This is a genomic window from Phenylobacterium sp. (genome assembly GCF_030693625.1).
In the GTDB taxonomy this organism is placed as follows: domain Bacteria; phylum Pseudomonadota; class Alphaproteobacteria; order Caulobacterales; family Caulobacteraceae; genus Phenylobacterium; species Phenylobacterium ferrooxidans.
The window spans coordinates 113,390-127,873 of the sequence record NZ_JAUYAF010000035.1 but is presented as its reverse complement, the minus strand read 5'-3'; the positions used below and the strand labels follow the sequence as shown (position 1 = coordinate 127,873).

The window sequence follows — 14,484 nt, the reverse complement described above, 5'->3', positions numbered from 1 at the left end:
GAGGATGGGCAAGACCGATCTGGCCGCGCTGCAGGCCGCCGCCCGCGACGCCTGGCTCTTCACCCTGCCGCTGGTGGAGATCGCCACCACCCGGGCGCGGGGGCTGGCCAATGGCTCGCCGATGAACGTCTTTGGCCACATGCGCCGGCTGGCCGACCACAATGCGCGGGCGGTCACGACGCCCAACAACGACACCTTCTATTCCACGGCCCAGGTGGACCTGTCGCAGGGCCCGGTGACGATCAATGTGCCTGCCACCGGCGAGCGCTACTTCTCGCTGGCGCTGATGGACGCCTACACCAACAACTTCGCGATCCTGGGGACCCGCACCACGGGACCGGACGGCGGGACCTTCACCCTGGTGGGACCGACCGACGCCGCCGAGGGCCCCAATGTGGTGCGTTCGCCGACCAACCATGTCTGGGCGCTCGCCCGCATCCTGGTGGATGGACCCCACGACGTGGAGGGCGCCAAGGCCGTGCAGCACGGCCTCTCCATGCAGGGGCCCGCGGCGGACGCCCCCGGTCCCTTCGCGCAGCGTGGCGCACCCTGGGCGGAGTATTTCGCGACCGCCGCCCAGCTGATGGGGCTGAACCCGCCCCAGGTGCAGGACCGCGCCTTCCTGGCCGGCATGGCGCCCCTGGGCCTCGCCGACTTCGACCCTAGCCGGTTCTCGCCCGAAGAGGCCGCGGCCATCGAGGCCGGGGTCGCCGAGGCCCGCGCCGCCGCGCGCAAGGGCGGCTTGTCGGGGGCGGGGTTCACCGAGGGCTGGTCCTATCCCTCCGCCCGGCTCGGGGACTTCGCCCAGGACTACGGCCTGCGCGCCTCGGTGTCGGTGTCGGGCCTGGCCGCCCTGCCCCCGGCCGAGGCCATGTACATGCGCGCCGAGGGCGACCTGAAGGGGGCGTTGTTTGACGGGACGAAGGCCTGGCGCCTGCACTTCCCGGCGGACGGCCATCTGCCGGTCAATTCCTTCTGGTCGCTCAGCCTCTATGAGGCGACCCCGGACGGGCAGTTCTTCTTCACCGACAACCCGCTCGCCCGCTACGCCATCGGCGACCGGACTGAGGGCCTGGTCACAGCGCCCGATGGTTCCCTGGACATCTGGATCAGCCACGCCGATCCGGGCGGCGAACGCACCGCCAACTGGCTGCCCGCCCCGGCCGGACCCTTCGCGCTCTTCATGCGGGCCTATCTGCCGAAGACCGAGCTTCTGGAGGGCGGCTACCGCTTGCCGCCGGTGGTTCCGGCGTGAGGCCCTTTCCGGGAATCGCCGGAACGGCGGGAGCAGGTCCAGGCGAGGCGCGTTAGCCCTGACATGTGTTTCTCTTGTTCAGCTTTGGGTCGCCGCGCCTTGCTAAAGGGGCTTCTCGCCGTTCCACTGGCGAGCTGTAGCGACAACGTCCAGACGGGCCGCCGCCAGATGGCCTTCGTCCCGGATTCACAGCTGGTCGGCCTCGCAGATCAAGCCTGGGCCGAGATGCTTACCAAGACGCCGGTTTCCAGCAGTCCGGCGATGGTTGAACGCTTGGCCAGGGTCGCCGCACGGATCACCGGCGCCTCGACGCGCGACGATCTCACTTGGGAATTCGTCGTCTTCGACTCCCCGGAATTGAACGCTTTCGTGCTGCCGAATGGGAAGGTGGCTGTGTTCAAAGGGATGATGGAGTTCGCCACGACCGACGATGAGCTCGGCGCTGTTTTAGGACACGAAGTCGCCCACGTGGTGGCGCGCCATCCGGCGGAGCGGGTGAGTCAGCAGTTGGCCGCTGAAGTCGGGATGACGTTGGCGCAGATGGCGTTCGGAGGCGAGAACGGCGAGAACGCCCAACTGGTCGCAGGCATATTTGGCCTTGGCGCCACCTACGGCGTTCTACTGCCTTACTCCCGCACCCACGAGCTCGAGGCCGACCGCGTGGGCGTGGAACTCATGAAGAAAGCAGGGATGGAGCCACTCGCGGCGCTGCGGTTTTGGGAGCGGATGATCGAACGCAGAGAGACGCAAGGCGCTCCGCCAGAAGCGCTTTCTTCTCACCCCGCAGACGCGCGGCGCCTCAACGAGCTCAGAGCTGTACTGGGCGCGGCACTGTAAGAGGCGCGATGCTCGGCCAGACCCTCCCATGATAGCCAACCGGTCGAGAGCAGCCATGGCCAGACGGCCGCGCGGCGACGTAGCAATCCGCAGGACTGAGCCCTCGGGCGCCTAGCCGACCAGCCGGATTGACTTACGGGTCCCGTCGCATCATAAACCGCCCCTTCGCGCCGCCGGGTCACCCTGGCGGCTGTGGACACCTATGACGGGTGATCTGGACGCCGCCGTTGAAATCGCACCTTCACTTATGAAGGCGCCGGCCCGGATCGTGTTGAAAGAGCTACTATGTCTAAGCGGCATTCCGCGAAGTACAAAATCGACCGCCGGATGGGCGAAAACATCTGGGGTCGTCCGAAGTCCCCGGTGAACACTCGCCAGTACGGCCCCGGCCAGCACGGGCAGCGTCGCAAGCAGAAGGTCTCCGATTTCGGCCTGCAGCTGCGCGCCAAGCAGAAGCTGAAGGGCTACTACGGCAACCTGACCGAAAAGCAGTTCAGCCGCACCTATGAGGAAGCTGACCGCCGCAAGGGTAACACCTCCGAGAACCTGATCGGCCTGCTGGAATCGCGTCTGGACGCCATCGTCTACCGCGCCAAGTTCGTGCCGACCGTGTTCGCCGCCCGTCAGTTCGTGAACCACGGCCACGTACTGGTGAACGGCAAGCGCGTCAACATCGCCTCCTACCGCGTGAAGGCCGGCGACATCGTCTCCGTCCGTGAGCGCTCCAAGAACATGGCCCTCGTGCTCGAAGCCCTGCAATCGGGCGAGCGCGACACCCCCGACTACATCGAGATGGACACCAAGGCGATGACCGCGAAGTTCATCCGCGCGCCGGAATTCAACGAGGTCCCGTACCCCGTGAAGATGGAGCCGAACCTGGTCATCGAATTCTATTCGTCCTGATCGGTTTCGACCTACCCGAGTTTGCGAAGGCCCCGGAGCGATCCGGGGCCTTTTGCTTTTGGGCGATCTGTGGCGGAGTGGGGCCATGCATCGTCGTCTTCTGCTGATCGGGGCCTTGAGCCTGCTCGCCGGCTGCGCCACCGCCGCCCCGCCCATCGTCGCCCCCGCGGGGTCCTCGCTTGGAGAGCTGGAGCCGCTCTATTCAGCCAGCGCCGGCCGGGAGGCCCTGACCATCCGGGTCGCCTCCAACGGCTGCACCAAGAAGGAGGACTTCGCTTTCTTCGTGGAGCGGAAGGGGGACGTGGTGACCCTGGCCTTCGGCCGCAAGCGCCTGGACCCCTGCCGGTCCTTCGCCATGGGACACACCGATTTGACCTTCACCTATGCGGAGCTGGGGGTGGCCGGCCGTACGCCGCTGTTCGTGCTGAACCCGTTCTACCCATGGACGGGGCCGGGAAGCTGAGTCTCAGATAAACCGGTCGACCATGTCCTGGGGCACCCGCTTGGGGCGGCCGGTGATGGAGTCGATCAGGCACCACACGGTGACCGCCTGGGCGCACATGGCGCCGTCGGGACCGTCGATGCGGACGTAGCGGTCGAAGCGGGGTCCTTCGGGTTTCTTCGCCACCCAGGTGCGGGCGCGGGCCGTCTCGCCAGGCAGCAGGGCGCGGCGGTAGTCCACCTCATGGCGCAGGACGATCCAAGCCCAACCGGTCTGGTTGGCCGGCGGCTGGCGCGCGGCCCAGTGGGCGGTGGCCATGTCCTGGATCCAGCGCAGATAGACCACGTTGTTGACGTGGCCATTGGCGTCGATATCCGAGGCTTGCGGCGTGAAAGTGGTCTCGAAGACCTGCTGGCCTTCGGGCGGTTCGAGGAGCTGCGCCACCGGCGCTTAGGCCGCGAGGACGCCTTGCTCGATGAGCAGGGGCTTCAGTTCGCCCGACTGGAACATTTCCTTGACGATGTCGGCGCCGCCGACGAATTCGCCCTTCACATAGAGCTGCGGAATGGTCGGCCAGTCGCTGAAGGTCTTGATGCCGTCGCGCAGGGACGCGTCCTGCAGGACGTTCACGCCCACGAAGTCGACCCCCAGATGGTCGAGCACCTGGACCACAAGGCCGGAGAAGCCGCACTGGGGTGACTCGGGCACCCCTTTCATGAACAGCACCACCGGATTGTCGGTGACGGTCCGGGTGATGAACTCATGGACGGGGTTTGCGGTGGCGGCGTCGGTCATGGGACGGATCTTTCGTCGGAAACTTCGCCTGAGAGCTAGGGAGCCGGGGCGCTCGGGTCAAGCGTCAGCGCGCTTGGTCGCACCTGTCAGGCGCGTCGCTGCTCGTTGTTGTCAGCGCTGAAGCGGGCCATCTCGATCTGGGCGGCGACCCCGGTGGGCAGGTCCTTGTCGGTGATCAGGGCGAGGCGCTCGATCGCCTCGGTCCGGAACTGCTCCACCTGGACCGACGCGAAGGCAGGCTCGGTGAGAGCGTAGGCCAGGCATATCTCTTCAGCCGACCAGCCGTGGGTCTGGTGCAGGAAGGCGTAGGTGCCCGCGCCGGCCAGGGGCTCGGCGCGCTTGAAAAGGCTGGTCCTGATCGAACCGCCACCACCCGCCGGCCGGCACAGGGCGGCCGGGAAGGGGTCATAGGCGATCATGGTCATGTCGCGGGCCGAGGCGTCCTTGATCCGCCGGCGAGCCTTCCAGTCAGACACCAGGTTGAAGGGGGTGGCCAGGACGTCGAAGAGACCGCTCTCGAGACAGGCCTCGATGCTGTCGCCGTCCCCCACCACGCCCATCTGCAGAACCAGGCCCGCGGCCCGGAGGTCGGCGAGGTAGCCATGGCCGTCGGGGGCCAGGGTCTCGAAGGCCGCCTCGTCCAGCATCAGGACGTCGAAATAGCCGGCCCCGGTCTTGGCCAGGCCGCCACGTACGCTGTTGGAGATGGCCTCGGCGGTGAGCACCTTGCGAGAGTCGCCATGGATGCGCCAGCCAATGGCGATCAGCCGCCGCTCCACCGCGCGCAGCGCCTCGCCGAAGCCCAGCGCCATGATGTCGGAGCCGGCGGTGATCTCGAAGCAGTTGACCCCGCTCTCCATGGCGCCGAACACCAGGGTCCGCCACGCGTGCGGGGTGGTCATGTTGGGGGCTTCGCGCAGCAGCAGGCTGATGGCCGAAACCGCCTTGCCGCTGGAGCCGAAGGGGCGGTAGCGCATGGCGGCCTAACCTGGCGCCTGGGTCTCGAGCGCGAGCGCGTGCAACTCGCCGCCCATCTTGCCCTTGAGGGCGGCGTAGACGAGCTGGTGCTGCTTGACCCGCGACAGGCCCGAAAAGGCCTTCGAGACGATGCGGGCGCGATAGTGATCGCCGTCCCCGGCCAGGTCCTCGACCTGGATCTCGGAGTCGGGGAAGCCTTCGCGAAGCGCGGCCTCCAGATCGGTGATGGGCATTGGCATGGGAATCGCGCCTCTCAGGACATCGTTTCTGCGCTAGAAAGCTTAACAAGCCTTGGATTGGTGGTCTGTTTCATGCTGCGCATCGTCGCGATCGTCTGGGCGGCCCTGAGCCTGGCGGCCTGCGCGGTGGTCAGCTCGGATCGGCCGCTGTTTTCGGCGTCCGATGCGGCCGGCGCGCCGATCCTGAAGCCGGGCCTCTGGGCCATGCCGGTGGGCGATTGCAGGTTCAGCATGCGGGGCTCGGCCCTGAAGTGGCCCGATTGCGCAAACGGCGCCTATGTCGGACCATCGGCCCTGGTGGGCGGCAAGCGCGACGCCTCGGGCGCATTCTCCGAAGCCGTGAACTACCGGCTGGCGATGGGAGACCCCGCCATCCTGCAGATCGAGGCGCCGGCCGACCGAGAGCCGGGCGATCCGAAGGTGATCTATCTGGGCGTCAGGCCCCTGGCCGCCGATGGCGACGGTCGGGTCACCAAGACCCGGGTCTGGCTGGCCCTGTGTTCCAGGCCGCCGCAGCTGGACGTTGGAACCCTGTCCAGACCGGCCAAGCTCCCGCCCGGCCTGATCGCCATCAAGGGCCGCGAGGAGTGTCTGGCCCGCACCCAGACCGCTGTCCTCAACGCCGCGCGCCAGAGCGAGGCCTGGGCGTTCGGCGGCGGCGGAGAGGACTTCGGACTGGTCGCCCGCTGGATCCGCGACGGCGACAGATAGGCCCCTCCTGAGGAGGGGCCCCGCCGTCTAGTCGACGATCGCCGAATAGATCAGGCTCTTCAGCTGGCCGCGGAAGTTGAAGGTGCCCGACGGCATGAGCTGGGTCATGAAGACCACCGAGAGGTCTTCCTTGGGATCCACCCAGAAGATGGTGGAGGCGGCCCCGCCCCAATAGTAGTCGCCGGTCCCGAGTGTGGCGGTCTGAGTCTGGCTCATGGTCGAGGCGAAGCCCAGGCCAAAGCCCACCCCCTCGTTGGCGGTCTCGGAGAAGCCGCCGATGGCCAGCTGGGTCAGGTCCTTGCCGCCCGGCAGGTGGTTCATGTGCATCATTTCCAGGGTGCGCGGGCCGATCACGCGATGACCGTCCAGCTCGCCGCCCCGGCGCAACATCTCGCAGAAGCGCATGTAGTCGGCGATCGTGCCAGTCAGGCCGCCGCCGCCAGACTTGAAGCCCGGCTCCTTGGCGAAGGCGCTGGTGGCCGGATCATCGATCACCTTCAGCTTCTTGTCGGGACCGCGCTGATAGTTGGCGCAGAAGCGGTCGATCTTGTCGGGGCTGACGAAGAAGGAGGTGTCCTTCATGCCCAGCGGGCCGAAGATCTCTTCCTGCAGGTACTGGGCGAAGGGCTTGCCGGACACCACCTCCACCAGGGCGCCGCAGATGTCGGTGGCCAGGGAGTACATCCAGCGTTCGCCGGGCTGGTACAGCAGCGGCACCTGGCCGAGCTTGTCCAGGAACTCCATCATGGTGTCGTTGGAGCCGGCGCTACGCACCTTCAGGCCACGATAGATCTTGTCGACCGGGTGCTGGTCGCCGACGCCGGGCAGGCCGCCGCCATAGGTGAAGCCGCCGGTGTGGGAGAGCACGTCCTTGAAGGACACGGGCCGCTTGGGGGCCTCGGTGACCATGCTGTCGCCCTCGCCCGAGACCCACACGCGGTGGTTCTTCCAGGACGGGACAAAGCGGCTGACCGGGTCGTTGAGCTGGAAATAGCCTTTTTCGTACAAGGTCATCAGGGCGATCGAGGTGATCGGCTTGGTCATGGAATAGATGCGGAAGATGGCGTCATCCATCATCGGCTTGTTGCGCTCCAGGTCCATGGACCCGAAGGATTTCAGATAGGCCTGGTGGCCGTGGCGCGAGACGGCGATCTGGCAGCCGGCGATCTTCTGCGGGCCGATATAGTTGCGCTCGATATGGTCGGTGATGCGTTCGAGCCGACCGGCGTCGAGCCCGGTCCACTGGGATTGGGCGTCCATGAATAATTCCTCCGAAAATCTCAGGTGTTCTAATTGTCGGCATCATGAGCCGTGAGGCGGATGCCGCCAAGAAAATCCTGACGCGGCGGCAGGCCAGCGGCGGTTGCGCCCCGGCGGCGCGCAGGCGATGACGGTGGAAACAAGGAAAGAGGAACCGCCGATGCAAGCGCTCTACGACCTGGCCGAAACCGTCGGCGCCAAGCTGAAGGAGGCCAAGCAGACGGTGGCCGTCGCCGAAAGCTCGTCGGGCGGCCTGGTGTCGGCGGCCCTGCTCAGCGTCGCCGGGGCCTCGGCCTACTATCTGGGCGGTGGGGTGGTCTATACCGGCAAGGCCCGCATGGTGCTGATGGACCTGCCGCGCGAGGCCGTCGCCGGCATGCGCTCGGCCAGCGAGCCCTACGCCATGCTCCTGGCCCGCACGGTGCGCGAGCGCTTCGGGGCCACCTGGGGGGTGTCGGAGACCGGCGCTGCGGGTCCCAACGGCAACGGCTATGGCGACGCCTCGGGCCACACCTGCATCGCCATCTCCGGCCCTATCGAGATGGCCATGACCATCGAGACGGAGTCCGACGACCGCAAGGCCAATATGGAGGCCTTCGCCGCCGCCGTGCTGCGGATGCTGGAGCGGTCGCTGTCGGAATGACCTAGCCCATATAGCCCGGCATCCAGCCCTCGTGGCCGGCCCGCAGATCGGCGAGGGAAACGCTGAAGATGCCGGCGCAGGCCAGGGCCTTGCCGTCCGCATGGCCGACGACCTCGCCCGCGACGCCGGCCGCGTGGGCCGCCTTCAGCAGGGGGATGGGGTCTGCGACCGCCACCAGATAGCGGGCCTGATCTTCGCCGAACAGCAGGGCGTGGTCGGGCAGCTTGGAGGGAAGCTCCAGGGTGATGCCGACGTCCGAGGCCAGGGCCATATCGGCGGCCGCGGCCACCAGCCCGCCGTCGGAGAGGTCGTGGACGACCGTGATGCGGCGGGCCTCGATCTCCGCGCGGACGAAGTCGCCGATCTGGCGCTCCATGGCCAGGTCCACCGGCGGCGGGGCGCCGTCCTCGCGGCCCAGGATTTCGCGCAGGTACATGCTGGCCCCGAGTTCGCCGCGGGTCTCGCCCAACAGCACCAGGGTGTCGCCGGGCTTCATGCTGGAGAAGTCGGCGCGACGCGTGGAGTCGACCAGGATGCCGACAGCCCCCACGGTCGGGGTCGGCGGAATGGCCGCGCCATTGGTCTCGTTGTAGAGGCTGACATTCCCGCTCACGACCGGGAAGTCCAGCACCCGGCAGGCCTCGGCCATGCCGTCGATGGCGCGGACGATCTGGCCCATGATCTCGGGGCGCTCGGGGTTGCCGAAGTTCAGGTTGTCGGTGATGGCGATGGGGTCGGCGCCCACGCAGGTCAGGTTGCGCCAGGCCTCGGCGACGGCCTGCTTGCCGCCTTCGTACGGGTCGTTCTGCACATAGCGCGGGGTGCAGTCGGAGGTGACGGCCAGGGCCTTCTTCGTCCCGTGCACGCGCACGATCCCGGCGTCGGCGCCGGTGGCGCTGTCCTCCAGGGTGTCGGCCATGACGTGACGGTCATACTGTTCCCAGAGCCAGCGCTTGGAGGCCATGTCCGGGGCGCTCATCAGCTTCAGCACGGCCTTGCCGTAGTCGGCGGGCTCGGGAATGTCGCGGGCGTCCAGGCGCGGGTGCAGCTGCGGCTGCACCCAGGGGCGGTCATAGAGCGGGGCGTCCTCGGCCAGGGGCGCCAGCGGGATGTCGCAGACGATCTCGCCCTTGTGCTTCAGCACGATGTGGCCGGTGTCGGTGGTCCAACCGATGACGGCGGCGTCCAGGCCCCACTTCTCGAAGATGGCGTGGCCGTCGTGCTCGCGGCCGGGCTTGAGGACCGCCAGCATGCGCTCCTGGCTCTCCGAGAGCATCATCTCATAGGCGCTCATGCCCTCTTCGCGCTGGGGCACCATGTCGAGGTCCAGCTCGATGCCCACCTGGCCCTTGCCGGCCATCTCCACGGAGGAGGAGGTGAGGCCCGCCGCCCCCATGTCCTGGATCGCGGCCACGGCGCCCGAGGCCATCAGCTCCAGAGTCGCCTCGATCAGCAGCTTCTCGGCGAAGGGGTCGCCGACCTGGACGGTGGGGCGCTTCTCGTCGGAGGCGTCGTCAAATTCCTGGCTGGCCATGGTGGCGCCGTGGATGCCGTCGCGGCCGGTCTTGGAGCCGAAATAGACCACCGGCAGGCCTGCCGCCGGAGCGGCCGAGTAGAAAATCTTGTCGGCGTCGGCCAGGCCCACGCACATGGCGTTGACCAGGATGTTGCCGTCATAGCCCTTATGGAAGTTGGTCTCGCCGGCCACGGTGGGCACGCCCACGCAGTTGCCGTAGCCGCCGATGCCGCTGACCACGCCGGCCACCAGGCGCCTGGTCTTGGGATGGCTGGGATCGCCGAAGCGCAGGGCGTTCAGCAGGGCGATGGGGCGGGCGCCCATGGTGAAGACATCGCGCATGATGCCGCCGACACCGGTCGCCGCGCCCTGGTAGGGCTCGATATAGGAGGGGTGGTTGTGGCTCTCCATCTTGAAGATGCAGGCCTGGCCGTCACCAATGTCCACAACACCGGCGTTCTCGCCCGGGCCGCAGATCACGCGCGGCCCGGTGGTGGGGAACTTGCCGAGGTGCTTGCGGCTGGACTTGTACGAGCAGTGCTCGCTCCACATCACCGAGAACACCCCCAGCTCCACCGCATTCGGCTCGCGGTTCAGGCGTTGGATGATGAGGTCGAATTCCTCGGGCTTCAGGCCGTATTCGGCGGCCGTCTCGGCCAGGGTCTTTGCAGGCTGGGCGCTCATGGCGCGCCTTCTAGCCGGACTCGGGCGCGCATGCGAGGGGGGCGGCGATTCCCTGCGCCTCCGCGGCCGGCGCCGCCCGTGTGGGTTGCCCCGCCGCCTGACGCCACCTGTCGCCGATCGTCGCGCCAATTGTCGCGCCCACGGTCCCGATCCCTGTCCTTAATGGGGCCTTAACCCTCGCGGCACAGCTTGCCCAGATTACACAGTCTGGGTGCATTCCGCCATGTCGCGAACCATCGACGATCGCCTCCGCTTCATGAAGCTGGATCAGAAGGCTCAGGCGCACGTCGCCAGCCTGAAGCCGGTCGTGATGAAAGCCCTGCCCGCCGCCCTGGACGGCTTCTACGAGCAGGTGCGGGCGACGCCGGAGACCCGCGCTCATTTCTCGAGCGACGCGCACATGACGTCGGCCCAGAACCGGCAGCTCAGCCACTGGGACATGATCGCCAGCGGCCGGTTCGACGATACCTACGCCAAGGCGGTCACCAAGGTGGGCGAGGTTCATGCCCGCATCGGACTGGAACCCAGCTGGTACATCGGGGGCTACGCCCTGGTCCTGGAGTCCCTCCTGACCAAGGTCCTGGAGGCTCGCTGGCCGAAGGGCGGCTTCGGCGCGCGCGGGCCGGACGTCAAGACGGTGGCCGCCGAAGTGGGCGCCCTCACCAAGGCGACCTTCCTGGATATGGACATCGCCGTCTCCGTCTATCTCGAGGCCCTGGAGACCAAGCGGGTCGCGGCCGAGGAGGCGCGGCGTGAAAGCGAGGAGCAGCAGACTCATATGGTGGCGGCCCTGGCCGATGGCCTGCGCCGGCTTGCCGGAGGCGACCTCACCGCGGCCATGAGCGTGCAGGTCGATCCTCGCTTTCAGGACATCAAGGACGACTTCAACGCCGCCCTGAACGGTCTTCGGGAGGCCATGTCGGCGATCTCGACCTCGACCTCGGCGGTGCGAGGGGGGGCTGACGAGATCTCCTCGGCGGCCGACGACCTGTCGCGTCGCACCGAACATCAGGCCGCCAGCCTGGAGCAAACCGCTGCGGCCCTCGACGAGATCACCGCCACCGTGCGCCAGACCGCCTCTGGCGCGAGGGCCGCCTCGGCGGTGGTGCTGGCCGCCCGCGGCGACGCCCAGACCAGCGGTGATGTCGTCCAACAGGCTGTCGCCGCCATGGCGCAGATCGAGCAGTCCTCCAGTCAGATCAGCCAGATCATCGGGGTGATCGACGAGATCGCCTTCCAGACCAACCTGCTGGCCCTGAACGCCGGGGTCGAAGCCGCCCGTGCGGGCGAAGCCGGGCGCGGCTTCGCCGTCGTCGCGTCTGAGGTGCGAGCCCTGGCCCAGCGCTCGGCCGAGGCCGCCAAGGAGATTAAGACCCTGATTTCGGCCTCCAGCCAGCAGGTCAATTCCGGCGTCCAGCTGGTGGGCCAGACCGGCGAGGCCCTGCAGCGCATCGTTGACCGGGTCGCGGAGATCGACGGCATGGTGGGCGAGATCGCCGCCACCGCCCAGGAGCAGTCGGTGGGCCTGGCCCAGGTCAACACCGCCGTGAACCAGATGGACCAGGTCACCCAGCAGAACGCCGCCATGGTGGAGGAGACCACCGCCGCGGCCAGCAGCCTGAAGGGCGAGGCCGGGGAACTGACCCGGTTGATCGCCGGCTTCCACACCGGCGCCCCAGCCGCCGCGCCCACCGCGGCCCAGCGGCGTCGCGCGGCCTGACGTCTCGGAGTCCTCCCCACGCCGCGCCTGAGGGAGGATCTGCTCCGCGGCGTTGACTGCCGCGCGGGGAAGGCGGTCATCTGGCGCCACAAGCGGCGCGGGGAACGCGCCCGGAGGGACGCGTGATGTCGGGTAAGCTTTCGGCGCTGTGGGGCGCTGCGTTGGTGGGTCTGGTGCTGGCCGGGGGCGCGCAGGCCGCGCCGGCCTACAAGGCGAAGATCTCGCGCACCGCCTATGGCATCCCTCACGTGGAGGCCGCCGACTATCGCGGGATCGGCTACGGCCAAGCCTATGCCTTCGCCCAGGACAATCTCTGCCTGCTGGCCGACAAGGTGGTCACGGTGAATGGGGAACGGTCGAAGTACTTCGGCCCCGACGGCGCCACCACAATCGCGTTCGCCGAGACCAAGAACCTCGAGAGCGACTTCTTCTTCCGCGCCAATCTCGACGTCGCGGCGCTGAACACCAATTTCGACAAGCTGTCGGCGGACTACCGCAACATGGTCCTGGGCTATGTCGCCGGCTACAACCGCTTCCTGCGCGATACGCCCAAGGCCAGCCTGCCGGCTGCGTGCCGGGACGCCGTCTGGCTCCGGCCGATCACTCTCGACGACATGCTGCGCCTCAATGAGGAGCGGATGATCCAGGCCAGCGGCGGGGCCTGGCTGCGCCAGGTCAATGCGGCGGCGCCCCCGGCCCTCAAGGCGCAGGCGGCCCTCGATGCGCCAGGCCTGCCCACCGAGCCCGAGCAGTTCGGCCTGGGCAGCAACGGCTGGGCCTTCGGCCGCGACGTGACCGCCAACAAGTCCGGCGTCCTGCTGGGCAACCCGCACTTCCCCTGGGAGACCACCAACCGCTTCTACCAGGTCCACCTGACCATCCCAGGCAAGCTGGACGTGATGGGGGTGACCATCGGCGGCGCGCCGGGCATGTCCATCGGCTTCAACAAGGACGTGGCCTGGACCCACACCGTGTCCACCGACCGGCACTTCACGGTCTTCGAACTCAGCCTCGATCCCGCCGATCCCACCGCCTACTACGTCGACGGCAAGCGCCTGACGATGGCCACCAAGGCGGTGACCGTGGAGGTCAAGGACGGCCCCGCGCAAACCCGGATGGCCTATTCGTCGATCTACGGGCCAATGGTGGTGATGCCCCAGGTGGGGGTCGCCTGGACCGCGAAGACCGCCTACGCCCTGCGCGACGCCAACAAGAACAATGTCCGCTCCGGCGACACCTGGCTGGGCATCGCCCGGGCGCGCTCCGTCGGGGAGATCAGGGCCGGCATCACCAAGACCCTTGGCATCCCGTGGGTGAACACCATCGCCAGCGACCGCAGGGGCGACGTGCTCTACGCCGACATCACCGCGACCCCCAACGTGACCGCCGAGCTTTCCAAGACCTGCGCGCCGCCCTCCGGACTGGGAGCCCTGGCGGCCTCAGCGCGGATCTTCGTGCTGGATGGCGCACGCTCGGCCTGCAACTGGCAGGTGGCGGCGGGGACCCCTTCGCCCGGCCTGATGCCGGGGGATGCGATGCCGGCCCAGGTGCGCACCGACTATGTCGCCAACAGCAATGACAGCTACTGGCTGGCCAACGGCCGTGCGCCCATGGCCGCCTTCCCGCCGATCGTGGGCCCGGCCGCCAACGTCCAGAACCTGCGCACCCGCTCGGGCCTGATGGAGATTGAGGCGCGGCTCGCCGGAACTGACGGCCTGCCGGGAAAGAGCATCGATCCGGCGGCGGTCTGGGAGATGCTCTACCGCAACCGCAACCTGGCGGCCGACCTCGCCATCCCAGACCTGCTGAAGATGTGCGCCGAGGCGCCGAGCGGAACCAGCACGGCGGGCAAGGACGTCAGCCTGGTGGACGCCTGCACGGTGCTGGCCCAGTGGGACCGGCGGATGAACGTCGACAGCCGGGGCGCACACCTGTTCGTGGAGTTCTGGCGCAAGGCTGATCGCATCGCCGGCCTCTGGAGCACGCCCTTCGACGCCGCCGATCCGGTCCATACGCCCAACGGCCTGAACACGACCGCTTCGTCCAGACTCAAGACCGCCCTGGCCGACACCGTCGAACTCTTGGCCACCAAGAACGTCGCCCTCGACGCGCCGTGGGGAGAGGTGCAGTACGCGGTGCGCGGCGACCAGAAGATCCCGGTGCATGGCGGCGAAGGGACCGCCGGCGTGCTGAACGCCCAGCAGTCGGCGTGGGTCGGATCGGGGCTCGTGCCCTTCCACGGCTCCAGCTACATCCAGGTGGTGACCTTCGGCGCCAAGGGGCCGGTGGCCGAGGCGATCCTGACCTACGACCAATCCACCGATCCGGCTTCCCCGCACTATGCGGACCAGTCTAAGCTGCATTCGACGAAGGGCCGGGTGCGCCTGCCCTTCTCCGCAGCCGAGATCGCGGCGGACAAGGCGCTGAAGGTGACGACGATCGAGGAGTGACCGGTCTCTTGAGCCCGAGCTCGCATTTTGGCGGCGGCCGCGAGACGTGAC

At 68.0% G+C, this 14,484-nt stretch carries 14 protein-coding genes; 8 read left to right on the top strand and 6 right to left on the bottom strand.

Translation table 11 applies throughout. The annotated features are described in order from the left end of the window. Positions 1 to 4: 4 nt before the first annotated feature. The 4 genes from Q8N10_RS08200 (at position 5) to Q8N10_RS08185 (ending at position 3,458) form a co-directional block, all read left to right on the top strand. Positions 5 to 1,255, top strand: a complete 1,251-nt coding sequence (locus Q8N10_RS08200; protein ID WP_304782180.1) for a DUF1254 domain-containing protein — start codon at positions 5 to 7, stop codon at positions 1,253 to 1,255. Positions 1,256 to 1,423: 168 nt separating this feature from the next. Next, on the top strand, positions 1,424 to 2,092 hold the full coding sequence (locus tag Q8N10_RS08195) for a M48 family metallopeptidase (protein WP_304782183.1): 669 nt from the start codon (positions 1,424 to 1,426) through the stop codon (positions 2,090 to 2,092). Between the two features lie 285 nt (positions 2,093 to 2,377). Then, a complete protein-coding gene (rpsD, locus tag Q8N10_RS08190) occupies positions 2,378 to 2,995 on the top strand; it encodes a 30S ribosomal protein S4 (protein WP_304782186.1) in 618 nt (205 codons plus the stop codon). 85 nt (positions 2,996 to 3,080) lie between these two features. After that, on the top strand, positions 3,081 to 3,458 hold the full coding sequence (locus tag Q8N10_RS08185; RefSeq protein ID WP_304782189.1) for a hypothetical protein: 378 nt from the start codon (positions 3,081 to 3,083) through the stop codon (positions 3,456 to 3,458). Between the two features lie 3 nt (positions 3,459 to 3,461). On the opposite strand, the gene Q8N10_RS08180 is transcribed toward Q8N10_RS08185, so the two are convergent. The 4 genes from Q8N10_RS08180 to Q8N10_RS08165 all read right to left on the bottom strand — a co-directional run bounded on the left by Q8N10_RS08180 (position 3,462) and on the right by Q8N10_RS08165 (position 5,449). After that, entirely contained in the window at positions 3,462 to 3,881 is a 420-nt protein-coding gene (locus Q8N10_RS08180) for a thioesterase family protein (RefSeq protein ID WP_304782192.1), read from the bottom strand. Between the two features lie 6 nt (positions 3,882 to 3,887). After that, complete coding sequence (gene grxD / locus Q8N10_RS08175) at positions 3,888 to 4,232, bottom strand: Grx4 family monothiol glutaredoxin (RefSeq protein ID WP_304782194.1); 345 nt, start codon at positions 4,230 to 4,232, stop codon at positions 3,888 to 3,890. An 86-nt stretch (positions 4,233 to 4,318) separates the two neighbouring features. Continuing rightward, on the bottom strand, positions 4,319 to 5,209 hold the full coding sequence (locus Q8N10_RS08170; protein WP_304782197.1) for an aldo/keto reductase: 891 nt from the start codon (positions 5,207 to 5,209) through the stop codon (positions 4,319 to 4,321). 6 nt (positions 5,210 to 5,215) lie between these two features. Continuing rightward, positions 5,216 to 5,449, bottom strand: a complete 234-nt coding sequence (locus Q8N10_RS08165) for a BolA family protein (protein WP_304782200.1) — start codon at positions 5,447 to 5,449, stop codon at positions 5,216 to 5,218. Positions 5,450 to 5,521: 72 nt separating this feature from the next. On the opposite strand from Q8N10_RS08165, the gene Q8N10_RS08160 reads away from it, so the two are divergent. Next, positions 5,522 to 6,160, top strand: a complete 639-nt coding sequence (locus tag Q8N10_RS08160; protein ID WP_304782203.1) for a hypothetical protein — start codon at positions 5,522 to 5,524, stop codon at positions 6,158 to 6,160. 27 nt (positions 6,161 to 6,187) lie between these two features. On the opposite strand, the gene Q8N10_RS08155 is transcribed toward Q8N10_RS08160, so the two are convergent. Then, positions 6,188 to 7,420, bottom strand: a complete 1,233-nt coding sequence (locus Q8N10_RS08155) for a serine hydrolase (protein WP_304782206.1) — start codon at positions 7,418 to 7,420, stop codon at positions 6,188 to 6,190. 160 nt (positions 7,421 to 7,580) lie between these two features. Between Q8N10_RS08155 and Q8N10_RS08150 the strand changes: the two genes are divergently transcribed. Then, positions 7,581 to 8,063: a CinA family protein gene (locus tag Q8N10_RS08150; protein WP_304782209.1), complete on the top strand. Its 483-nt coding sequence runs from the start codon at positions 7,581 to 7,583 to the stop codon at positions 8,061 to 8,063. Position 8,064: 1 nt separating this feature from the next. Here the strand turns inward: Q8N10_RS08150 and purL are convergent, their stop codons facing one another. Beyond that, entirely contained in the window at positions 8,065 to 10,263 is a 2,199-nt protein-coding gene (gene purL, locus Q8N10_RS08145) for a phosphoribosylformylglycinamidine synthase subunit PurL (protein WP_304782213.1), read from the bottom strand. A gap of 223 nt (positions 10,264 to 10,486) precedes the next feature. On the opposite strand from purL, the gene Q8N10_RS08140 reads away from it, so the two are divergent. Beyond that, positions 10,487 to 11,983 (top strand): globin-coupled sensor protein, encoded by a 1,497-nt coding sequence (locus Q8N10_RS08140; RefSeq protein WP_304782217.1) that lies wholly within the window; start codon positions 10,487 to 10,489, stop codon positions 11,981 to 11,983. 125 nt (positions 11,984 to 12,108) lie between these two features. Next, on the top strand, positions 12,109 to 14,433 hold the full coding sequence (locus Q8N10_RS08135; RefSeq protein ID WP_304782219.1) for an acylase: 2,325 nt from the start codon (positions 12,109 to 12,111) through the stop codon (positions 14,431 to 14,433). The last annotated feature ends 51 nt before the right edge of the window (positions 14,434 to 14,484 follow it).